Below are 23963 nucleotides of genomic sequence, written 5' to 3' on the forward strand. Positions count from 1 at the left end.
CATGCAAGGGCGCAGGGAATTTCCACTGCGCCCTTGTTTTCTTTACACCCCTGGCGTGAAATTTATCAATATATTCGCTTTCGTTTAAAAGGAAATGCCACTATGCAGATTCAGCTCAATCACCTGATGCCCATTCCCTTGCAGGACAAGCTCCGGCAACGGTCGTCGGACATCTGGAACCAGGATGTTACTTTTAAGCCAGGCAGTTGGGTGAAAATAAAAGCGCCATCAGGCACCGGTAAAACAACCCTGATCCACTACCTGTATCATATCCGTTACGACTATACGGGAAAAGTACAGATCAATGGAAAGCCCTGGCAGGACTATAATAAGAATGAGCTGGCCCTCATGCGCCAGCAGGAAGTAAGCGTTGTATTCCAGGATCTGCGCCTGTTTGAACAGCTCACGGCCCGTGAAAATATTTCCCTGAAAAATGTAATGCAATCCAGGCCATATTACCCGGTGGAAAAAATAAATGAAATGGCAGCCAGGCTCCAGGTATCGCATATACTGGAACAAAGTGGCAGCACCCTTTCTTATGGCGAACGGCAGCGTATCGCGATTATCAGGGCGCTGGCCCAACCTTTCCAGTGGCTCTTTATGGATGAACCCTTCAGCCACCTGGATGAAGAGAATACCCAACGTGCCGCCGCTCTTATTGCAGAAGAATGCAAAGCCCGCAATGCTGGATTTATTTTAACAGACCTGGATAATGATCAGCACTTCACTTATGATGTGCATTACCACCTTTAATGTTGTTTCATGCGTCCATTTTTTGACTTACTGAAGAAAATCATTCAAACCGGAGTCGGCAAAAGCCGCTTCTTCATGGCTGCCGTGGGACTCGGCATCGCTATGTTGTTGATCCTCATTGCCATTCAGGCACATACCAACTTTACCCAGTTACTCTATAGCTCCAAAAATCAAAATGAAACGGCCGATTTCCTGGTGATCAACAAAACCATCACTAACGCCATGATGGGACAATCCGCCAAAAGTATTTTTACCCCGGAAGAAATAGCCACCATCAAACAACAGCCTTTCGTACAGGCCTTTGGGTTAGTTACCTCCAGCCAGTATAAAGTAGTTATACAAGCACCCGGCGACCTGCATTTCGCCACAGATATGTTTTTTGAAGCTGTGCCGGATAGCTTTTTGGATGTGAAAAATGAAGACTGGAAATGGAGTGCCGGTGATCGCACCATTCCTATTATTTTACCGAACGACTTCCTCAACCTCTATAACTTTGGATTTTCGCTGAGCCAGGACCTGCCGCAGATCTCGCAGGAAACAGTGAAAGCATTGCCCTTGCAGGTAAGTATTTCCAACAACCTGGTGGCCGATCCTTATATGGGCCACGTGGTGGGCTTTTCCGACCGTATCTCTTCTTTCCTGGTGCCAGCTTCTTTTATGTCCTGGGCCAACGCAAAATATGGTACCGGTACAGTAACAGGTACCTCCAGGGTGATTATAAAAACGCCGGATCCCTCTAATCCTGCGCTGGTGAAGTTTCTGAAAGACAATGGCTACACCACTAACCAGGATAAGCTGAAATTCAGCAAAACCAGGCTCATTGTACAAACCATTGTATCCGTAGTGGGATTTTTCGGGTTAATATTATTGTTCTTTGCCTTGCTGGTGTTCAGCATGTTTATACAGCTGGTTATCGCCTCCTGCAAGCGGGAAATTCAGTTGCTGGTGATATTAGGCACTGCGCCCGGGCAACTGCAACGTTACCTCCTTAAACAATTTGTTCCCGTCTATATTATTATAGGTATTTTATCATTGCTCATCGTAACCGGATTGCAATACTGGGCATCCGCCACATTGGCTACACATCAGATGCAGGTGAGTACCTGGCCTGGCATACCCGTATTGGCGGGTACTTTATCAGTACTGGCATTGGTATATATTGTTAACCTGGTAACGGTGTGCAAATATGTAAACGCTATTTAAGACTCACGTTCCGCCTGATAGGGCACAACAAACGTGGTTTTTGCCCGCTCTGATGTAAGCAGGTATGGCACCCAGATAGCCATACGTAGCAGCGGCCACAGGATAGAGTTCATGCTGAAAATAGTTTCCGGCTGATGTGTGTGAAAGTAGTAGTTGCTGATAGTATTATCGGCATAAATAAATATCGTTGAAATAAAATAGTAAGTGGCGAGGGCAAAAGGAAAAGTATCCCGCCTGTTAAAGAACAGCACCGCCAGTAGCACACTGTAGGCAAGGAGGAACACACTGATTATCATTTCCATCATCAGGAAAAGTTGTACCAGTGTGATGTTGCCAAGGTCTTTCCGGGCCGATACTTCTATCCAGGAAGAATAGTCAAACACCGTCATTTTACAAACTGCCATCAGTTCTCCCATAGGGCTGAATATCAATCCAATGGCCAGCAGGGCCAATCCTCCGCCAATAGGAATCGCCGAAGGAACTTCATGGGGAGGTGTTACAGAGTGTTTATAATAAACGGTGGCGAGATAGGCAAATACGCCTGCAAATAGCAGCGCCAGTATGATGGCCAGCCAGTTGCCACGCACGCCGCGTGGACTATGAATGGGCGTCAGATCCGGCTTCCAGGTTAAATCCAATGAGGTGATTTCATTCATTCGCTTGAGGTCTTTTATGTATTGCGGAATGAATTTCACCGGCACATGATCACTAAAGGTTTTAAAGCGATAACTCAGGGTAACTACATTCCCGCGCTTAGAAGCCGTATAGTCGAATGTGTAGTAGTCATTCTGAATATGCACCGGCGTTTGATCCAGCGACCATTCAATAGGGGTAAGCAGGATCAGCTGATAATCGAGATCATATGGGTAACGCAGTGTTACCGGCACTTTTCGCTTGTCGTCGGATACAAAAGACAACACATCATAAAATGACTGTGCATTGGTGGAAAACAAGAGTTTATTGCTAACACTGTCCCGTTTCCACAGGTTATGAATCAGGTAGCTTTCCCGGATATGGATCACATTGCCGGAGTCCTGGGTATTGATGGAATCCCTGATAGCTACATCTCCATATAGTTTTTTATAATAGTTGAGATAAGATTTTTCTTTATCCTTCATGCTGGTGCCAGCCAGGTCTGCACGTTGGGCATCTGCAGCATCCCGGTGATAGGCCGTTTGCACCTGCAGGCTGCCATCTTTATTTTCATTGTCGGGAAGGGTAAAGGTTTCACGTACCACAATGCTGCCGCGGGTAGTGGGAATGATAGGCGTGAGTTGAGTAGTAGTATCAGTAATAACCAATGCCTGCTGATAATCCGGTTCGCAAAAGTCCGCCAGCGTACCGCGCTGATACGATAAGGTACCATCCAGCCAATAGGTTTTATTATCCAGGATTACCTGTACAATAGCATGGTTAAAGGCATTGGGAGAGGGCAGAGCGTCTGTTACGGTACCTTTGTTATCCGTGTTCACATAGGCCATATTAGCGGTGATGCCATTGGCCCGAAGCATGGTACAAAGTAAGAGGGCCTTGTCTTTACAATCGCCGAAGCGCTGTGTCAGCACCCGGTCTGGCACATTGGGACGATGGGAATATTCCCCCATTTCAATGCCCATGTACCGAATATCATCTTGTACAAATCGTAAAGTTTGCAGCAGGTAGGTGTTTTTATTACCCTTGGCGGCTTTTTTGAGTGCGGCAATTTTTTGGGTCAAAGCCGGACCTGGAGAGGGCATGGTATTGATTTTCCGGGCCCAGTCGGCTACTTCTTTCCAGGAGCTGTACTGACTCACCTGCACACGTGCAAAGGGATTGTACCAGGAAGGAACATAGTTGTTGTTTTCTGGCTCCAGCACCTCTACATGGCTCCACTCATATACATTTAAACCGTTCCGGTTTTTTTGAACAGGTGTGGTAGCGTTATTGTATAACTTAAACCGGATGGGCCGTTGGGGGCTTACGATCAGGTTTTTATAGTAGTTAACGATGGGTTCATAGGCCACAAAATAAATGCGGCTGTCGAGTTTCCCGTTAAATATGGGGTTGTCGCCGGTGATGGAGTAGGCGTACTCAATCTGATCTCCTTTTCTCACATCTTCTAAAACGAGCCACGCGGTGTAAATGCCACTATAAATAAAGCGGGAGAGGTCCTGTTCTTTCTGTAAAAGCTTGAAAGCCGCATCCGGCAGGCGGTTGATTTCCTTGCCATCGCGGTGGATCACTATTTTATGGAAGGAGAGCTTTTCGTATTGTGGGTCGTAGTCCACTGAAATTTCGGAACCATTTTGAATGCCGGCTTCCGAAACGATTTGGCGGATGAAGTGTTGGTAAGTGCTTTTCAGTTCTACCTGTCTTTGTTCTTCCAGTAATAGCAAATAGTAGCCATCGCTGATATTTTTAGCATTGGGCTTTTTCGTCAGGTCCGGGGAATAGGGTACCAGCCATGCCGGAGTGGGGCTGGTATTGACCTTCTGGGCAGATGCGATGAAGAACGATATCATCAACAATATTGATAATATTGATTTCAAGGCGAGGGCAGTATTAGGGCGCATCATTGCGTTGGTTGATATTCCTTTCGGACAGAACTATAGCTTTAACTGGGATAATAAGTATCAGTAGGGAAATTACGGTTGTTTTCCGACAGTTAGCATATAAACAGCAAAAGAGGCGAGCCAGTGTTCCCCGGCGTAGTTGCCGCTGAAAACCTGTTGCAGTCCTGCTTCCATGTGCTGATGCGCGAGTTGCCGGATGGCTGCTTCATTTTTGCCGCCATGTTCGGCGATGGCTTCCAAACACCAGGTACGACTCAGGTTGAGGCCATCGAGATGTACCAGCTTACCGTCGGTACGGTCTTTTACCTGCGCTACCTGCAGGATACTTATCTTGTTTTCAAACAGGCCGGGTAAAAATGCGTATAACCATTTCCGGTAGTCGGGTTGCGGCATTACGCGGCGCATGAGGTCCGCTTCTTCCAGGCTGGGCGACAGGAAATCGTATCCGCCGGGTTCCCAGGTAACAGGTGCATTTTTATCTGCAGCATAGAAGCGCATCGCAGCGTCGTGTATCGCTTTTTGGAGTGCGGCATCTTTGGCGGTGATGGCGTAATCCCAGGCGAGGCATAATCCGAATGCAAGGTTAGTATGTTCGCCCACCCGGATTGGGTACATGATTTTATCCAGGAACTGGATGTAAGCCGTGGAAAATTGCGTAGCCAGCGGTTGCAGGTGTCCGCTCAATTCCTTGCCCAGCGGGTCATTCCAGGTGAGTAATTCGTTTTGCAACTGCAGCAGCCAGCTCCAGCCGTAGATGCGTTCAAAGCTTTTGTTATCAGCGGTGCTGAACAGTTGTTGTTCGATTTTTATGTTTTCGGCAGATAGATGTGCGGCCAGTTTGCTTCTGATGGTACCAGCTTTGGCCAGATCCGGGTAAGACTTTAAGAGGCGTACCAGCATCCAGTGCCCGTGTACACTGCTGTGCCAGTCGAAGCAACCGTAAAAAGCCGGGTGATAATTTTTGGGCGCAGTGAGCAGCGAGCTATCTGTAAACACAATGCCCGTTTTGTAAGGAAATTCCAGGTCCAGGCATTTCAGGGGCAGTTCCGCCAGTTTGTTAGCGATTTCAGGTGTAAGGCGGGTAGCTGCCGGTTGTATTTGTGCGCTCATAGTCAATGAGGTGAATACGATGATGGATAATTGGCTGAGGAATTTCACTTCGGGAAAATGTGTTTATCTGTTAAATAACAATTTTACGTAGAACATAGGTTTGCCCAGTTTCTTGCGCAAATCTACTTCATGGAACATACATGACATCAGATCTTTTAATTGTTTGTTGCGGGAACCCATTTTCATCAGCAGGTTAAATAGCCATGGATATTTAATGAGTTTCTGCAGTTTGGTGCTGACCTGTAGTTCCGGGCCCAGGATGCGATATACGTCGTTATCGTAGGCTTCAAAGAATTTATCTGAATAATCGTTGGCAGCAATAGCAGCAGCGGCTTGCTGGGCGGCAAATCTACCTGAGTAAAGCGCGTTGCCTATTCCTTCTCCCGTAAAAGGATCAATCAGGTAACCGGCATCACCTACCAGCATGTAGCGTTCGCCGTGTAATTTTCTTTTTTTACTACCCAGGGGAAGACCATAACCATCGATAGTTCCAACCAGTTCTGCGTTGGCAAAACGTTCTTTCATCACAGGGTCGGTGGCCAGGGTATCCAGCATCAGCTGTTTCAGGTTCACCTTTTTATTGCGGGCGGAATTACTGAGCATACCTACGCCCACGTTGGCTTCGCCATTGGGGAGCGGGAATATCCACAGGTAACCCGGAAGCATATTCTTCAGGAAGTGTAGTTCAATGAACGCGTCGGTATGTAAGCCGGTGATGCCTTTGTAGTAGGCGCGGATGCCGGCTACATAGTGTTCCGGTTCCATTTTAATGCCGGCTACATCTTTGGTAAAGCCGGAGTGGGCACCGTTGGCCACAATTACGATATCCGCTTTTACCTGGAAGGAGCCGTCTTTGCTGGACAGCAGGTAGCCATCTGGCTGGAGTTCATATTTATCGATGCTCACGCCTTCGAATAAACGAATTTCAGAGCGGCGTTTTATTTCGTCTACCAGGAAGTTATCGAAGTCGATGCGTTTGCACACAAATCCGCGCGGATTGCTCATATCCTGCTGATAGTTCAGGCGGTAGGGGATGTCCATACCAATGCGGTTGGGCGCTACGAAAGTGACGCCCCAGCTATCCATTTTGAACATGGCTTGCTGTAAGCGTTGTCCGATGCCTTTATCAATGCGTTCGAGCAATGTCAATACTTTACCACTTAGTCCATCTCCACAAACCTTATCTCTGGGAAATACTGCCTTATCTACTACTATGCACTCAATGCCAAGCTGGGCCAGTTGCAGGGCTGCGGTGGCACCACCGGGACCTGCTCCTATAATACAAACTTTTGTCTTCATCCGGTTATAATAATATATGGTTATGTGCCGGTAAGATACGTAATTGTTGCTTGCCCTGTTTTGTATATTGAATAGTATTAATATTTGTGGCGCAATAGGTTAGGAGACAATTTCTTCTGCCGAAGGCGGAAAATATTATATTTGCCATTCTTATAAAACACACGAAACATGTTTGATATACTTGGAAAGCTGACGCAGATCAAGCAAAAGATGGCGGAAGGAAAAGCGCGTTTGGCTACAATAACTTTATCCGGAGAAGCCGGAGATGGTGCTGTAAAAGTAACAGTAGATGGTAATCGCCAGGTGAAAAGCATTGATATTGCTGAACACCTGTTTGCACCGGAAAATAAGGAAGAAATGGAAGATTTGCTGCTTTCTGCATTAAATCGTGCACTGAAAGATGCAGAAAACTCCTGGGAAGCTGAAATGAAGAATGCTGCCGGCGGAATGTTGGGCGGTTTGATGTAATATATTTATATAATGTAAAACGGCGCCTCTGCAGAAAGTGGGGGCGCCTTTTTATGCCCTATGCCCGCCGGGGTTTAGCGGAAATTCCGCATTAGATAAATCATTTTCCGGTTTCGAGCTACCAATACCCCGCGCGCGTAGTTTCTTTGCACCACTACCCACTTGGATATGAAAGTTTTTTTTAGACGCATTCACTTATACCTGGGCCTCGCTGCCGGCCTGGTAATCACCATCAGTTGCCTGACTGGTGCGTTACTGGTTTTTGAAAAAGAGTTAACAGAAATGTTTAATCACGACCGCTACTATGTACAACCAGCCGGCGAACGGTTGCCATTGGACAAAGTAGCCGAAATGGTGCAGCAACAGGTACCAGGCGCCCGCATTGCGCGGATACAGCTTTTCGCAGATCCCGGCAAGACGCTGCAGGTACAGTTGGAAGAGGGGAAGAAAGGAGGAAAAAAGGAAGGTAAAGGCGAAGCAAAAGGAGAGAAGAACGCCGCTGAAAAAGGAGCTTCCGCGGCTGTTCAGAAAGATAAAAAGGAGGGCAGCGCACCCAGGAAAGATAAAGGAGGACGGACCGCCTTCGTAAACCCCTATACCGGCAAGGTGGTAGAGTTATATAGTTACTCCAAAACATTTTATTACCAGGTATTTTCCCTGCATCGCTGGCTGCTGGCCGGACCTACCGGTAAAGCCATCACAGGCGCCAGCACCCTGATATTTTTATTCATCCTGATCACCGGTATCATTCTCTGGTGGCCTAAAACAAGGAATATTTTAAAGCAACGGGTGAAAGTAAAATGGGACGGCGGCTGGAAACGTTTGACGCATGACTTGCATGTGGTATTGGGTTTCTATGCATCTATCTTCCTGTTTGTATCCGCTTTTACGGGCTTAACATGGTCGTATGAGTGGTTCAGCAACGGCTTTTATGCAGCACTGGGTACTTCTCCCAAGCCAATGGCAGCGCCGGCGTCTGTACCGGTAGCGGAAGTAACCCACCAGCATATCTCGTATGAGGCAGCCCTGGCTACCGTAAAGCAACAGGTACCGAACGCGATATTTTATTCCCTGGCCGCGCCGAAAGACAGTACCGCATCCTTTATGGTAAGCCTGCTGCCAGCAGATGCTTTCCAGGAAGCAGCTACCACTACGTATTACCTGGATCAGTTTAGCGGAAAGGTATTGCAGTCGCAAACTTTTGCCCAAAGAAACCTGGGACAAAAAATCCGGGGCACCATTAAGCCGTTGCATACCGGCGCCATCTTTGGCACACCATCTAAAATATTTGCGCTCTGCCTGGCCTTACTGGGCGCTATTTTCCCGACTACCGGTACCATTATGTGGATCAACAGAACCCGTAAAAAGAAGAAAGTAAAACCAGTTGCAAAGCCAGCGGAAACACTGTCACCGCAGGTGGCATAACTATATTATTGTTCTCCCGAAAGAGGTGATTTCCATGCAGGAAGTCACCTCTTTTTTATTTACCCATTACTATTTTTGAAAACACCCTGCAAAAACGGAAGACTTTTTAAGGGAACTCTCCCCGGCGGTCTTTAACATTTTCTTTGCAAACCCTTGCGGGTACTAAGTTTTAACATTCCATGTTTATAATATGGAATAGCATTTGGCATACCCTAAGAAATGAAACAACAATGCGAGCATATCCAAAGCCGCCGGTTCCAAATCATAGAGCGATGTATTATATAGCTGTCGGCGTTATTACGATTTCTATTCTGATTGAATTATTACACAAGGTGTAAAACAATGAACTATGATTAATCAATATGAAGTACCAGCCTGTATCGAAGATGCAATACCGGCATTGAGAAAAACACTGCACCAGTTCCCCGCTTCATTTCATATATACGAAACCGTTAGTTGTTTCAGTGAATACACCGACCAGCAGTTAAGGGAACAAAACTTCCAGGCGGCTGCCACCTGTTTGCAACTGGCGGGGAAATTATATGAACGGGGCAATGCGGTGGTAAAAGAGGCCATCACCCGTGTGTTTTTACCAGTGCTCTGCAGCGTTCCGCTAACAGATGCCATAAGCAGGATCCGCCTTTATGGGCTTATTCCAGACGCAATTTATCCACTTTACATACAACATCAACTCACAGGAAATGGAAACAGATGAGGAAATAATCGTTCGCCTGGCTACCGCCATGGACGTAGATTTTGCGCTGCCCATTGTAGCAGAAATGGAAGCATCTGCTAAAGCAAGAGGCACAGGTATCGCCAAAAGGGATCCAGCCATTATCAGGAAAAAGATCCTGGACGGAAAAGCGGTGATCGCCTTTACAGCAGATGGTATCTGGGCAGGGTTTTCCTATATACAGGCCTGGGAAGAAGGCCATTTTGTATCCAACAGCGGACTGATAGTAGCACCCGCCTTTCGGAAACTGAAAGTAGCTGCTGCCATCAAGAATAAAATATTCGAGTTAAGCCGAATAATGTATCCGTCTGCCGACATATTCAGTATTACCACTGGCTTGCCAGTGATGAAATTAAACAGCAGGCTGGGCTTTGAGCCAGTCACTTATGATCAGTTGCCACACGACCCGCTCTTTTGGGAAGGCTGTAAAAGTTGTGTGAACTATCCCATCCTGACGGCCAAGAACTTTAAAAACTGCTTGTGTACAGCCATGCTGTTCCACCCACAATAAAAAGGAAGTTACAGTCAATCATTTCAACACCGGCTATGCTTTTGCATGGCCGGTTCCCGTTTTGATAGAAACGCAGTTTTTCTCCCTATCTTTATAGCCCAAATTCTATCCTTATGCGCTTAATACCTTTGTTTGCATTTGGTGTACTGTTAGCCTCCTGTCATACAGGAAATAAGGCGGACCAGTCTGCAAAGCTTTCATTATCCAGCATCTATAACGCCGACTCGGTAAAATGGGTGGCTGCTAATACCCCTGAGAAAAACAATGCGGCAGAAAAAGAATTTCTGAAAGGCATTGATATTTATCGGAATAAGAAAAATCCCAAAGGAAGTATTGATCAGTTTGTTAAATCCATTCTGCTGCAACCACAGGGAAAGAGTTATTATGAACTGGGGAATGCGTTACTGGATCTCCGCAAAACAACTGACGCTATCCAGGCATATAACATGGCAGAAGCACTGGATTACAAGCCATTATCCAAATTGCTGTATAATAAAGCCTGTGCGTACTCCCTTTCTGAAAAAGTGGATTCCGCACGCTATTGCCTGCTGGCAGCCATTGAATTTGGATATAGCAACATGAAGAATATCATGAGTGATCCCGATCTGTCTTACTTCAGGGACAATTATAATTTTAAGTCAGAAGTGATAGCCGCCTTTAGCGGGGCAGGGGATACCGATAAATTAGAATGGAATCTCTTCTCCAGCCAGTTCAAACAATTGCCGCTACCCCTCACTATTGACACCGCCTATGTAAGGCAGCTGGGCAAAAACTTTATTCCTTACGACTTTGAAATGTACGTAGCCGAAATGAGAGATTCCAAGTTTTCAAGAGACGTAGGTAGTAATTTTTATTATGTAGGACTGGTGAAAAAAGCGGAGGCTTTCAAAACCCTGATATATGCCGTAAGCGATGATGTATATGATTCAGATGAAGTAGTAGCGGCACCTGCTTATTATTTCATGGTGAGCTATGATAACGGTGGAAAGCTGATCGACAAAATGCTGGTATCAGGAAACAGGCTGATTGAAGATCCCTATCGCCTTTTGAAAATAGCGGGTAACAGTGAGTTTGAAGTGACCGAATATCATATTGAGTATGAGAAAAACCCCGCTGAAAATGGCTTTGTGAACAATCCCGAAAAGTCAAGAACAGAAACTAAAAGAACCAACTTTACGATTACGGACGATGGTCATTTTACACCGAAAACACAACAGCTGGCCCTTAACCGCTAGTTAAACTTATATAGCTGCGGTGTTTCCATCCGGAGATACCGCAGTTTTTATTCCCATCCTTTTTATTAATACCCGCTTCAATAATAATTCTGCCAACAACAAGTTAACCGTCCAGCTTAACCAGGAGATAGTGATGTAAGCAGTTACAGGTCTGAGCGGCATGTGCATTAGTCCCAGTAGTAAAGCATAAAGCCGAAGGGTAAGTGCAGATAAAGTTAGTGCGTAACTACGTAGCATCCAGGTGATGTGTTCCGGCCAACGAGCCTGCATAGCCGTTCTCCAGCCCATTGCAGTAAAAAAGATCCATAACAGGGATAACAATACAAAACTGACACGTGCATAGATTCCGCCGTTGGCATAAAATCCCATGACTAACCCGGAAGGGCCGCTCAGGAAGATAACTACGATCGCATAAATTTTTCCGCTGTTGCGGTGAAGCCGGGGATATTTATCCAGCAGGTATTTGCTGAATTGCAACAAGCCGGTAATCAGTACGGAGATACTTACAAAAACATGGAGGTAAAAACTAATGCGCCAGTGGCGGATAGGATATACTCTTTGTTTGGTGATAAGGAAGTCGGTATATTTTTCAAAAGCAGTATATGGGAGGGTGAGTAACAGCATCAGCCATGCTCCATAGAGTATAGCCGCTGCTGTTAGTGTCCATCCGATTTTTTTTAGCAATGACGACATATTAAGGTCCCTGTACAAATTCTAAGGTATCGATGACGATGCCGTAGTAATAACGTTTTCCGTCGCTGTCTGTATCACCTTTTAGTTTGTAAGTGTTGGTACGTTCTTTAAAAAGGGTATTTTTTTCCCAGTTAATAGTTACCGTGCTGTCGGTTGCTTTTTGATAAGTGCCTTTTACTTTGATCATTTGCTCCGCAAAGGTTGAGTCATTAATTTTTTCGTAGTACTGTAATAAGCAGCTACCGTCCGGATCAAAGGCAAAGTCGCTTTTAGCGCCATCAGTTTCTACCAGGAACATGCTGAAGGTGTTACCGGTCATGGTATAGTCGCCCTGTTCTGTTCTTTGCAGATCGAACGATTTTGTTTTCAGCGACGTATTATTTAACGGTGTCCAGGTACCTTTTCCTTTGGCAAACTGGTGATCGAAGGTGAGGGCAAACTTTCCATCGAAGGGGTGGTCGCCGGGTTCGGTGAGGGTAACGACCCAATTGTCGTTATCTCTTTTTACCTCTCCCCGAAGGTTACGGCGTAAGCCTTTGTGTACGTTGTAGCCGGCCACCTGTTTCCCGTTGGAATAGTTCAGGGTAATGTAAATGTTTCCGTTACCAAAGTCGCCCATGTAAACGCCGGGTAATTTGGTTACGGCAAGTGTGTCGTCATTGGCGGCGGGCTGTTCATTGGTGTTGTTAGCTGCGGGTTTGCAGGCAAAAATCAACAGTAGTACAGCCAGCAGTGTGCTGGATAATAATTTCACAGGGTGTTTTTTTGTAAATATAGATGTTATCAGCTTTTAAATGTTACTTCGATAATGAGTAGTTTATTGATTTTATCGGAGGGTTTGGCCATGAATCCATCCAGCCGGATGTAGTAGCGGGTAATGGCCACTCGAACGGGAGGAGCCGGGAAGTTATTCTGGCGGGCTACTGTGGCGTATTGCGTAGGAGAGCCATGTTGTTTTACATATTGTTGTAATTGCGTGATGCTGACAGGGGGGAAGCGTTTTCTTTCTGCGGGAGTATATTTTTTACAGATGAAGAAGTTGCTGGCTTCGGGGCGCAGATGCTCCCAGGAGGAACGATAATGTTTCCAGTGGTATAAAGGTTCCTGGCCAATAATAGCACTGGTTTCATAAGATTGCGCGACCTGTATTCTCTGTGTTTCGCCGGTGGTAACGGCGAGCATTTGTCCTTCAATGCTATGTGAGTAATCCTGTAGGAAGAAAAGGGTGTCCGGATGCAATTCGAAGTCGTTTCGTTTTGCATCCGGTTTGATCCAATCCAATGAAAAATAGCAATCACCGAAACGGATATACGTAGTAGTGTCGCGGGTCACTATATATACTTCGTTGGAGGCCACTTTGACGGATGGTGCCGGGGGGGCCACCAGTTGCATGGTATCAATCTGCACGGCTCTGGCCTTTTCAGGCTGGGAGGCGTGTTGGCAGGCGGTTAATACCAGCAGGGTGGCTGCAAAGAAAAAGGATGTTTTCATGGTATGCGGGATACTGTAACGAACATTGGCGTCGAAAATAGTTTCCCCGTAAATCCGGCAACAGTTATGCTGCGGTTACTGTACCTGTGTATCTATTTTTCTGTTCAGGGCTTCCCACAAAATATCTTTCAGCTCACTGAGTCCCTGGTTGGTAACAGAAGAGATGAATACATGAGGCACATCTTCCGGTAGCTCTGCTGATATAGCGGCTTTCAGCTCATCATCCAGCATATCGCTTTTACTGATGGCCAGCAGAAACTGTTTATCCAGCAATTCGGGATTGTATTGTTCCAGTTCGTTAACGAGTACCTCAAAATCTTTTCGGTGATCGGCGCTATCTGCTGGAATCAGGAATAATAATACGGCGTTTCTTTCAATATGTCGTAAAAATCGATGGCCTAATCCTTTTCCCTCATGTGCACCTTCAATGATACCGGGTAAATCCGCAATACAGAATGATTTGTTGTCGCGGTATTCTACCATACCCAGTTGGGGAGTAAGTGTAGTAAAGGCATAATCAGCCACTTTAGGTTTGGCCGCGGTAATAGTAGACAAGAGGGTGGATTTGCCGGCATTGGGGAAGCCCACGAGGCCCACATCTGCCAAAACCTTTAATTCTACTACTTTCCAGCCTTCTCTTCCTGGCATACCAGGTTGGGCATATTCGGGGGTTTGGTTGGTGGCCGACTTAAAATAAGCATTGCCTTTACCTCCTTGTCCACCAGGAATCCAGATAATTTCCTGGCCGTCGTGCAGAATTTCGGCTTCTACTTCACCGGTTTCTTCATCTTTGGCTTGTGTGCCCAGCGGTACTTCAATAATGATATCCTTACCAAAACGGCCGGTGCAGTTGTCGCCGCTGCCGTTTTCGCCGTCTTCTGCCAGCAGGTTCTTGTGCCAACGGAGATGCAGGAGGGTCCACAATTGTGAATTGCCTCTTAAAATAACATGTCCGCCTCGACCGCCATCGCCGCCATCAGGGCCGGCCTGCGCATTAAACTTGGTACGCATAAAGTGCATACTACCTGCGCCACCTTTCCCGGATTTACAAAATACACGGATATAATCTACGAAGTTCGCTTTTTCCACTATTCTCGAATTTTAAAGCTGTTGCTGCCAATAACAACAGAAAACAAAACGCAAAGATCGGAAGTTTACGCTAATTAGCACCATTCGGGTGCCAAGAGCAGTATACTTACCATCTTTGCGTTGTATGATAAAATGCTATAAGTCTTTGTGATAGCGGATTCCCGCGTACAACTATACTTTTTCTCCTACCAGTTCATCCAGTTCTTTGGACAACAGTTCGAAGACTTCTGCTTCTGTACCATCACCTTTCACCTTTTTGAACTTGCCAAATTTGGAGTAGTGATCCGCTACAGGAGCGGTTTTGTTATGATATTCCACGATGCGTGCTTTGACTACTTCTTCAGAAGCATCATCGCTACGGCCAGAGGTTAAACCACGGTTCAACAGACGCTTAATCAGCGCATCTTCAGGCACTTCGAGAGACAGCACCACGGAAATTGCCGTTTTTTTCAATGCCAACAGCTTATCCAGCGCCTCTGCCTGCGCAGTAGTACGGGGGAAACCATCGAAAATGAAACCACGTGCTTCCGGATTAGCCTCCAGTTTGGAGCTAATCATGCCAATCACCACTTCATCAGGAACTAAATGACCCTGATCCATGAATTTCTTGGCCTCAAGACCCAGCGGCGTCTTATCTCCAATCTCACTACGCAGCAAATCGCCGGTGGATAAATGAATAAGTCCATACTTCTGGATGATATTAGCACTTTGTGTACCCTTGCCGCTACCGGGAGGGCCAAATAAAATGAGATTGACCATGTTTAATTAAAATCTACTTTACTCGCAAGGCTGCAAATATATGAAACAGATGAATGTATTGGTAATTAAAATTACAATTGATTGAACTAAATGTAAATATTCTGACAAAATAGTAAACATATTTCAATTTTTAACCAGAATACCTAAATTATCTTCAACAGGCTATTCTAATTTAACGAAATACTTTCTATCTAACAAAATCATATGATCATTATTAGTAATTCTTTGATATTCAGCGGAACAGCACTGGATTTACACCCGAATTTTGTAAGTTTATGATATGAGGAAACAATTATTGGTTGCAGGACTTACAGGTTTGATGATGACCGGGAGCGCTATTTCCGCACCCCTGATGTTTAAAGAGAAAAAGAAGCAAAAAAAAGCCACCACACAACAAACCACCCCACCGCAAGACAGAGCTTCGCAATGGGCGGATAGCGTGTTTCAATCGCTAACCCCCGAGGAACGCATCGCTCAACTCATCATGATACGCGCCCACTCTAACCTGGGCCCTGATCATGTAAACGCCGTAATAAAGGATATCCAGGACAATAAAGTAGGAGGCGTTATCTTCTTCCAGGGCGGCCCGGTAAGACAAGCCGGCCTTACTAACTATTACCAATCTATCTCTAAAGTGCCATTACTGGTAGCTATTGATGGAGAATGGGGACTCGGTATGCGCCTCGACAGCGTGATTTCCCTGCCCCGCAACATGATGATCGGCGCTGTTACCGATACCGCCCTGGCGTATGATGCCGGCAAAATAATCGGCGAACAATGCCGCCGCATGGGCATTCATATCGATTTTGCCCCGGACATGGATGTGAATAACAATCCCGCCAACCCGGTGATCAACGATCGCTCCTTCGGAGAAAATAAATACCAGGTGGCCCGCATGGGCGTAGCCACCATCCGCGGGATGCAGGATGCCGGCATAATGGCCTGCGCCAAACACTTTCCCGGCCATGGCGATACCAACGTGGACTCCCACCTCGACCTGCCTACCATCAACAAAACAAGGGAACAACTGGATTCACTGGAGCTATATCCCTTCCGCGAAGCCATTGCTGCTGGCGTGGGATCTATTATGATAGCTCACCTTTATATCCCATCTATCGATAAAAAACCTAATACCCCTACGTCTATTTCTTACAATGCGGTTACAAAACTGCTCAAAAATGAACTGGGCTATAAAGGACTGATCGTAACCGATGCCCTGGAAATGAAAGGCATCGCAAAATTTTATACCAAAGGACAGGAATCCTTACAGTCATTACTGGCAGGTAACGACCTGATGATCCTGCCTTCTACCGCCGCGGGCAGCGTGGAAGCTATCAAAAAAGCAATCAAAGCAGGTAAAATTGACCAGGACGAAGTAGATGAACGCGTAAAGAAAGTATTACGCGCCAAATACAACCTGGGCCTCTGGAAGCCACAACATATTGATACCGATCACCTGGCCGACGACCTGAATGCGCAAACAGACAGCCTACGTAAACGCATCGCTGAAAGTGCCATCACATTGGTGCGCAACGATAAAAAGCTGGTACCGTTTTCTCCTGCCATGACCCAGCAAAAGCTGGCCGTTATTGCCATTGGAGCCGATGCCAGCAACACATTCCTGCAAACCATCAAGGAATACAAACCCGGCACCGATGCCTTTATTTTTACTTCCCGGCAGTCGGTAGATCAGATAGCACCCATTGTATCCCGCATCCAGCGTGACTATAAAGCCGTTATCATCAGTCTTCATGACTATAGCCGCCGTCCGGCCAATAACTTTGGGCTAACAATGGCGGAAAGACTTATTATCCGTCAGTTGCAGACCGAGGTACCATCTGTCACCGTGGCATTCGGGAATCCATACGCCATCCAGTATTTCTGCGATGCACCCGCTATCATTGCTGCCTACGAAGATGATAGCACCACGCAAAGAGCCGCTGCAGATCTGCTATTCGGCAAACTGGGCCCCTCTGGCAAGTTACCGGTAACAGTATGCCCTGGCTTGCCTTCCGGTACAGGCATTACTTATAAAGTAAACCAGTTTACTATTTTACCTGTAGCTACAGCTAAAGAAGCCGGCGTTGATGAACAAGCCTTGCTGAAAATTGATGGTCTCGCCAACGATATGATTGCCCGCGGAGCCGCTCCCGGCGCCCAGGTACTGGCCATGAAAGACGGGAAGGTGATCTACAACCGCTGCTTCGGTCATTATGAATACAATAAAGCAGAACCGGTATCGCCACAAGCTATTTATGATCTGGCTTCTGTAACAAAAATATGCGCCACCACCCTGGCAGTAATGCGCCTCTATGATGAGGGCAAATTAAATCTCGATGCCACGCTGGGTGTATACCTGCCCCTGGTGCTGGGCACCGACAAAGCCGGGTTGCGTATCCGCGATGTATTATTACACCAGGCCGGATTAGTACCTTTTATTCCTTTTTACAAAGAGACATTATATCCCAGTGGCTTTCCGGACTCGATCCTTTACCACACCGCTCCTGATGCCACCCATGGTATCCGTGTAGCGGAAAATATGTACATGGAAAACAGCTACGTAGACAGCATGTGGAGGAAGATCCTGGAAAGTAAGCTATCGCCGCACCAGGGCTATGTATACAGCGACTGCGACTTCCTCTTTTTGGGGAAGATCGTGGAGCAGCTCACCGGCAAAAAGCTGAACGACTATGTGCGAGAAACCTTCTATGCGCCCCTGGGATTGGCTACCACCGGGTTTTTACCAAGAGAGCGTTTCTCATTATCGGAAATTGTGCCTACGGAACATGAGTATTCTTTCCGGATGCAGCAGTTGCGGGGCGATGTACATGACCCCGGGGCCGCTATGTTTGGTGGCGTAGCCGGCCACGCAGGCTTGTTTTCAAATGCCAACGACCTGGGCGTAATTATGCAGATGCTGCTGAATAAGGGTTCGTTTAATGGCGTGCAGTATATAAAACCAGAAACGATAGCGTTATTTACGGCGTATAACAGTGGCATCAGCCGCCGAGGTCTGGGCTTTGATAAAACCGAAAAAGATAATGCCACCCGTCGGGAGCCTTATCCAGCAAAGAGCGCCTCTGCTGCCACATTTGGCCATACCGGTTATACCGGTACCTGTGTATGGGCGGATCCCTTGTCAGGGATTGTATTTATATTCCTGAGTAACCGGGTGTATCCTAACGGTGGTGCTAATACGAAATTGACTGTGTTGCATACCCGCGAAAAAATGTTTGAAGCGGTGTATGAATCGATAAAGAAATGATTTGAGCAGAAAGCAAAAAGCTATTAAAGCGAATAACCAGAGCGAGTATTTAAATTACTTATCCGCTCTGGTTATTCGCTTTAATAGCTTTTTGCTTTCTGCTTATTCGGTAACTGAAACGTTTCTGTTAACGAAAGTCTGTGTTTTTATAGCAATTGCTTTTTCTGCCAGTTTATTTTTTCCTGCTCTGATTTCGAAGATATAATCACCATCTTCTAAAGATGCGAGATTATAGCGTGCTTCGAAACGGAGAGTAGAAGGCAGTATTTCGCGGTGCAGTGTGTTATTAAAGTTGTCTTTGATGTAAAGGGTCAGCTTTTCGTTGCCAGGATTATCAACAGAAAGTTGAAATAACAGTTGATCTTTCTGCAGTTGTGTAATATGAACGTTGAAAGATTCAATGGGTGCAACGGCTGCTGGCCTTTCGCTGGTACGTCTTTCCACATTATAAGCAAATGTGCTGGACTGTGCGGCGGCATGCAGGATGGGTAACAGGATAGTAACAAATAATAACAATGCTGCTTTGGGTGCTAAAAAAACAAAACGTAAGTGTTTCATGACTTAATTTTTTATTGTGTTCATCTTTTTTTTAATGAGGGCGGTATTAGCTAATACAATGGTGCCTTATGATTTCGATGCAAATCTCCGACGACAGGATTAACAGAACATTACGCCTTTGTTAAAATAATGTGAGTATTTAAGGGACTTGTTCGGCATTCATTCCCTATTTTTGCAGCGTTTATGGAAGCAGTAACAATAAAAAATAATCGGCCGGTGGCCATCTGGCTATATATTGGCGTGGGCATGTTGATTGTGCAGGTTTTACTGGGAGGAATTACCCGGTTAACCGGATCTGGTTTATCCATTACTGAATGGCAGCCGCTGTTAGGCGCATTTCCGCCTATGAATGAAGCCGCCTGGGAACGCGCTTTCGAAGGATACAAAAAAATTGCCCAGTATCAATATGTAAATAACCACTTTACGTTATCAGACTTTAAGTTTATTTTCTTTTGGGAGTGGCTGCACCGCGACTGGGCCCGGTTAATGGGACTGGTATTTATTGTGCCATTCGTCTATTTTATTATTAAGAAGAAGATTAATAAAAGTATGATCAATCCAATGGTCATATTATTCGTGCTGGGTGGCTTGCAGGGATTAATTGGATGGATAATGGTGATGAGTGGACTGAACGAGGAAAACCTGTATGTAAACCATATCCGTTTGGCGATTCACTTTATTTCCGCCCTGGTGCTGTTGTGTTATGTGTTTTGGTTTGCCTTGAAACTGAGTGTACGTGATGAAGAAATATTAGCGGTGCCAACATTAAAGAAACTGAATATCGCTTTGTTGGTATTACTGGTGGTGCAGTTAGTATACGGTGCTTTCATGGCTGGATTGCATACTGCGTTGGTGGCCAATACCTGGCCTGACATTAATGGTGCCTGGGTACCAACGGGCATGTTTTCGCAGGGCGGTTTCATGGCAGATATTGCGCATAATCCAATCACGATTCAATTTATACACCGCGGTCTTGCCTACCTGATCACGATATTGATTGCCGTTTGGTGGTGGAAATCTGCACAAACACCTGCTCATAGCCAGTTGCACATGATTCGCTATCTGCCCTTGCTGTTGGTGCTGTTACAAGTATTGTTGGGCGTATTAACCTTGTTAAATAGCCAGGTTAAAATTCCGATTAGCTATGGTATACTGCACCAGGGTGTCGGTATGTTATTATTGCTGTCATTGATATGGACGCTTTTCCTGAGTAGGGGGAAAGCATAAAGCTGAAAGCAAAAAGCTATTAAAGCGAATGACCAGAGCGGGTAGTAATATTTTTCCCATTCGCTCTGGTCATTCGCTTTAATAGCTTTTTGCTTTCAGCTTTATGCTTTCTGCTCCAGAAGAAAATCCTGTTATGCAAGGTCTATAAATCCGTAAATTTTCCGTAGGTTTATTTGTAATAATCGTCTGATGAAGGTGAAGTTATTATTGATAAAAACTTACTATTCTTTCCCTATACAGTTGGTGCTCCTGCATTTCAGGAAGTACCAGGTGTTATTGATTTTTTGGGTGATACTCTTTAGCACCATTAACGGCGGTTTTGCCAAGGTGTTTGGTGGAGATGCGCTGTACCTGGCACCGGAATACCTGGGTAAAGTTAACTTCTATAGTACTACCATATTAGGATTGGCTACTGGTATGTTTATCATGAGCTGGCAAATCACCACGTTTATCCTGCACACCGGCCGATTTAAGTTCCTGGCCACCACGTCGCAGCCTTTTTTCCGTTATTGTTTGAATAACGCCATTATACCACTGGTATTTATTTTTAGCATGCTTTACCGTGGATGGGAATATCAGCGATATGAGCAGTTGAGTGAAATTCCAGATATTCTATTGCTGGGAGAGGGTTATATCTGTGGCGTATTGTTTATTTTCTTTTTCTGCTTTTTTTATTTTTTTAATGCAGATAAAAATATTGGTCGCCGTTTGGAGAAGCGCTTCGGCAATCCACGCAATTTTTTGCGGATGATCATGAAGCCAACACAGGAGCCTGATGAAAATGCACTACCAGTACACAATTACTTTTCCACACCCTGGCGCATCCGCAGAGCCAGGAATGTAGATCACTACAACAAACATTACCTCGATAGCATCCTGAAGCAACATCACTTCGCTGCCATGATTACTGTGGGATGTTCTCTCATTTTCCTGGTAGTACTGGCTTATATGATGGATTATGACGTATTCAGAATCCCGGCAGGTGCCAGCGTACTGATCTTTTTTGCATTCCTGATTGGGGTGGCTGGCGCCTATTCTTATATGCTGCAAACCTGGTCAATTCCCATTTTATTGGTGATGTTATTTGGTTTGAACTGGATGGTAGAAAATAACTGGGTAGATAACCGCAACAAAGCCTATGGTCTTAACTATCGTCAAAAGAAAGATCGTCCGGAATATAGTGTGGCAGCCTTACAGCAGTTTTTTACGAGAGAAAAATATGAGGCAGATAAGAAACAGGGAATTCAGATTTTAGATAAATGGAGAAAGAAATTTCCGGCGAATAAAAAACCGCCATTGATTGTCATGAATTTCAGCGGGGGAGGGAGCCGTTCTGCTACCTGGAGTGTGAATGTACTGCAGCGGCTGGATAGTTTGCTCCATGGACGTTTGATGGAGCATACCGTACTTATGACCGGCGCATCAGGAGGGATGTTAGGCGCCAGTTATTTCCGGGAACTGTATTACCAGCAGCAACAAGGAAAGCCTATCCGCCTTTCGAACCCGGTGTATACCGAAAGAGTTTCCATGGATCTGCTTAATTCTGTGTTTACTGCGATGGCAGTGAATGATTTTATTACACCCTGGAGAAGTTTCAACATCGGGAAAAATCAGTATGCAAAGGATAGAGGCTACGCATTTGAAAGACAGTTGAATGAGCATACTGACAATGTGTTGGATAAAACGCTACAGGAATACCGGCAGCCAGAAGCAAATGCCGAAATTCCCATGCTGATATGGAACGCCACCATCAACGCAGATGGCCGTCGCCTGATGATTTCACCACAGCCCATCAGCTATTTGTGCAGTCCGCAATATTTGTATCCAACCCGGCAGGTAAGAGATATAGACGGGGTGGATTTCACGCAATATTTTGCCGCACAGGATGCAATGGACCTGCGGGTAACCAGCGCCATCCGGATGTGCGCCACATTCCCCTATGTATTACCTAATGCATTTTTGCCGAGTAATCCTATTGTAGATGTAATGGATGCCGGCATCCGCGATAACTTCGGTCAGCAAACGACCTTACGCTATCTCTTTACTTTTAGCAAATGGATCAACGAAAACACCAGTGGGGTAGTGTATATACAGATACGCGACACCCGTAAAAATGATATTTCTCCCATCAAGAAAACGAAAGATCTCAGCGACCTGTTATTTGAACCATTATTTACAATGCAGCAACACTGGAGTGCCATGCAGGACTTCGACCAGGATGATTTGCTGAATTACATGGAAGGATATTTCCCTGATAAATTCCACCGGGTCATTTTCCAATATGTACCGCAAAAAACGGATAAGGCAGCGGCTTTATCGTGGCACCTTACTTCCCGTGAAAAATTAGACATCGCTCATGCACTTGATAATCCCGCGAACCAGAGCGCACTGGACTATGTGGTAAAACTGCTGGAGAATCAATAATTTATTGGTGTAGAAATTTCAACAGTGGTGTAATAAACTGCGTGTATGCTTCAATGTGGGGAAGATGTCCTACACCTTCAATAGGTACCAGCGTGGCGTGTGGAATTTTTTTGGCAGCATTATTCCCCAATGTTGGGTAGTCTCCTAATGTTTTGCGTACTTCCGGGGAAACAGCGGCTTTGCCAAGTGCTGTACGATCGCGTTGCCCGATAATCAGCAGGGTAGGAGCTTGTATATTTTCAAATTCATACAATACAGGTTGGGTAAAGATCATATCATAGGTTAGCGCGGAATTCCATGCTACTGTAGAGTAGTCGGGATTGCTGATCCAGCTGGCCTGTAGTTGTGCCCATTTATCATAGGCGGCAGACCACTTTCCGGCATAGTAGCTATCCATCATGTATTGCTTAATTTTTTCGTAGGTCTGTTGGAGCTCCGCTTTATACCATTTATCTATAGATTGGTATGGCACTTTCACTTTCCAGTCTTCCAGTCCGATGGGATTTTCCAGTATAAGTTTTTCTGTTATTCCCGGGTACATCAGGGCAAACCGGGTGGCAAGCATACCTCCCATGGAATGGCCTAGTATAGCGGCTTTGGTAATTTGCAAGCTATCCAGCAGGGCTTTGGTGTTTTGTGCCAGTTGTTGAAAGGTATATTGAAAGTGGGTAGGTTTGGAGGATTTACCAAAACCGATCTGATCGGGTATAATTACGCGGTAGCCGTTATTGCTGAGGTCAGCCGCGGTACTATCCCAGTAGGCGCCACAAAAATTTTTACCGTGAAGAAGAACAATGGTTTGACCATTGGGTTTAGAGGGTTGTACATCCATATAAGCCATTTTGAGGTGTTGCCCTTGGATATGGAGTGACAGGAAATGTACAGGAAAAGGATATTTATATTGAGAGAGGGTAATATCCTGACCGGGGATTTGCTGAGCGAACACAGGAGTATAAATAATTGTAAAACAGGTGATTACCAGGAAGTATGTATACTTTATCATCTTTGGTAGATTAAGCGGTTGGAACGTTTTGGTGGAAACAAAATTGGCGCCACAAAGTTGCGGGTTTGTCATGCTGCCTTATAATTAATTGTAAATCAATGGATGTCAGTGCTTTATGAGATACAATTGCAGTGTGACTAAATGATTACATTTATTTAAAACGTG

General features: G+C 45.6%; 21 protein-coding genes. 11 read left to right on the forward strand and 10 right to left on the reverse strand.

The genetic code is table 11. The features are described from left to right. Positions 1-102: 102 nt before the first annotated feature. Positions 103-753 carry an ATP-binding cassette domain-containing protein gene (locus tag J7623_RS00880; protein WP_291916119.1) on the forward strand — a complete coding sequence of 217 codons (651 nt, stop codon included), beginning with the start codon at positions 103-105 and terminating at the stop codon, positions 751-753. 9 nt (positions 754-762) lie between these two features. Next, positions 763-1956: a hypothetical protein gene (locus J7623_RS00885; RefSeq protein WP_291916121.1), complete on the forward strand. Its 1194-nt coding sequence runs from the start codon at positions 763-765 to the stop codon at positions 1954-1956. Here J7623_RS00885 and J7623_RS00890 read toward each other — a convergent pair. Next, positions 1953-4457 carry a DUF3857 domain-containing protein gene (locus tag J7623_RS00890; protein ID WP_291916123.1) on the reverse strand — a complete coding sequence of 835 codons (2505 nt, stop codon included), beginning with the start codon at positions 4455-4457 and terminating at the stop codon, positions 1953-1955. The two genes, J7623_RS00885 and J7623_RS00890, sit on opposite strands and share 4 nt — an antisense overlap. Between J7623_RS00890 and J7623_RS00895 the strand changes: the two genes are divergently transcribed. Beyond that, positions 4441-4575, forward strand: a complete 135-nt coding sequence (locus J7623_RS00895; RefSeq protein ID WP_291916125.1) for a hypothetical protein — start codon at positions 4441-4443, stop codon at positions 4573-4575. The genes J7623_RS00890 and J7623_RS00895 overlap by 17 nt on opposite strands. A gap of 5 nt (positions 4576-4580) precedes the next feature. Here the strand turns inward: J7623_RS00895 and J7623_RS00900 are convergent, their stop codons facing one another. Further along, positions 4581-5666: a DUF2891 domain-containing protein gene (locus J7623_RS00900; protein WP_291916128.1), complete on the reverse strand. Its 1086-nt coding sequence runs from the start codon at positions 5664-5666 to the stop codon at positions 4581-4583. Between the two features lie 15 nt (positions 5667-5681). Next, on the reverse strand, positions 5682-6917 hold the full coding sequence (locus J7623_RS00905; RefSeq protein ID WP_291916132.1) for an NAD(P)/FAD-dependent oxidoreductase: 1236 nt from the start codon (positions 6915-6917) through the stop codon (positions 5682-5684). Between the two features lie 168 nt (positions 6918-7085). Between J7623_RS00905 and J7623_RS00910 the strand changes: the two genes are divergently transcribed. The 5 genes from J7623_RS00910 (at position 7086) to J7623_RS00930 (ending at position 11289) form a co-directional block, all read left to right on the forward strand. Continuing rightward, on the forward strand, positions 7086-7385 hold the full coding sequence (locus J7623_RS00910; protein WP_291916135.1) for a YbaB/EbfC family nucleoid-associated protein: 300 nt from the start codon (positions 7086-7088) through the stop codon (positions 7383-7385). Between the two features lie 168 nt (positions 7386-7553). Continuing rightward, entirely contained in the window at positions 7554-8810 is a 1257-nt protein-coding gene (locus J7623_RS00915) for a PepSY-associated TM helix domain-containing protein (RefSeq protein ID WP_291916138.1), read from the forward strand. 349 nt (positions 8811-9159) lie between these two features. Beyond that, positions 9160-9525 (forward strand): hypothetical protein, encoded by a 366-nt coding sequence (locus J7623_RS00920; RefSeq protein WP_291916141.1) that lies wholly within the window; start codon positions 9160-9162, stop codon positions 9523-9525. Next, entirely contained in the window at positions 9512-10054 is a 543-nt protein-coding gene (locus tag J7623_RS00925; protein ID WP_291916143.1) for an N-acetyltransferase, read from the forward strand. The genes J7623_RS00920 and J7623_RS00925 overlap by 14 nt, the downstream gene beginning before the upstream one ends. 113 nt (positions 10055-10167) lie before the next feature. Then, positions 10168-11289: a hypothetical protein gene (locus J7623_RS00930; protein ID WP_291916145.1), complete on the forward strand. Its 1122-nt coding sequence runs from the start codon at positions 10168-10170 to the stop codon at positions 11287-11289. A gap of 6 nt (positions 11290-11295) precedes the next feature. Here the strand turns inward: J7623_RS00930 and J7623_RS00935 are convergent, their stop codons facing one another. From J7623_RS00935 to J7623_RS00955, 5 genes are all read right to left on the reverse strand, one after another. Beyond that, a complete protein-coding gene (locus tag J7623_RS00935; protein ID WP_291916148.1) occupies positions 11296-11973 on the reverse strand; it encodes a DUF2306 domain-containing protein in 678 nt (225 codons plus the stop codon). Positions 11974-11983: 10 nt separating this feature from the next. Continuing rightward, on the reverse strand, positions 11984-12736 hold the full coding sequence (locus J7623_RS00940) for a hypothetical protein (protein WP_291916153.1): 753 nt from the start codon (positions 12734-12736) through the stop codon (positions 11984-11986). Between the two features lie 29 nt (positions 12737-12765). Continuing rightward, on the reverse strand, positions 12766-13473 hold the full coding sequence (locus tag J7623_RS00945; protein ID WP_291916156.1) for a hypothetical protein: 708 nt from the start codon (positions 13471-13473) through the stop codon (positions 12766-12768). Positions 13474-13548: 75 nt separating this feature from the next. Continuing rightward, positions 13549-14562, reverse strand: coding sequence for a GTPase ObgE (gene obgE, locus J7623_RS00950; protein WP_291916158.1), 1014 nt, complete (start codon positions 14560-14562; stop codon positions 13549-13551). Positions 14563-14733: 171 nt separating this feature from the next. After that, positions 14734-15321: an adenylate kinase gene (locus tag J7623_RS00955; RefSeq protein ID WP_291916160.1), complete on the reverse strand. Its 588-nt coding sequence runs from the start codon at positions 15319-15321 to the stop codon at positions 14734-14736. A gap of 280 nt (positions 15322-15601) precedes the next feature. On the opposite strand from J7623_RS00955, the gene J7623_RS00960 reads away from it, so the two are divergent. Then, complete coding sequence (locus J7623_RS00960) at positions 15602-18586, forward strand: glycoside hydrolase family 3 N-terminal domain-containing protein (RefSeq protein WP_291916163.1); 2985 nt, start codon at positions 15602-15604, stop codon at positions 18584-18586. 102 nt (positions 18587-18688) lie between these two features. On the opposite strand, the gene J7623_RS00965 is transcribed toward J7623_RS00960, so the two are convergent. Then, positions 18689-19144 carry a hypothetical protein gene (locus J7623_RS00965; protein ID WP_291916165.1) on the reverse strand — a complete coding sequence of 152 codons (456 nt, stop codon included), beginning with the start codon at positions 19142-19144 and terminating at the stop codon, positions 18689-18691. A 183-nt stretch (positions 19145-19327) separates the two neighbouring features. Between J7623_RS00965 and J7623_RS00970 the strand changes: the two genes are divergently transcribed. Further along, entirely contained in the window at positions 19328-20371 is a 1044-nt protein-coding gene (locus tag J7623_RS00970; protein ID WP_291916168.1) for a COX15/CtaA family protein, read from the forward strand. Positions 20372-20560: 189 nt separating this feature from the next. Beyond that, complete coding sequence (locus J7623_RS00975; protein WP_291916171.1) at positions 20561-22795, forward strand: patatin-like phospholipase family protein; 2235 nt, start codon at positions 20561-20563, stop codon at positions 22793-22795. A gap of 1 nt (position 22796) precedes the next feature. Here the strand turns inward: J7623_RS00975 and J7623_RS00980 are convergent, their stop codons facing one another. Next, positions 22797-23798, reverse strand: a complete 1002-nt coding sequence (locus J7623_RS00980) for an alpha/beta hydrolase (protein WP_291916173.1) — start codon at positions 23796-23798, stop codon at positions 22797-22799. Between the last annotated feature and the right edge of the window lie 165 nt (positions 23799-23963).

This window comes from Chitinophaga sp., assembly GCF_017745275.1.
Classification (GTDB): Bacteria; Bacteroidota; Bacteroidia; order Chitinophagales; family Chitinophagaceae; genus Chitinophaga.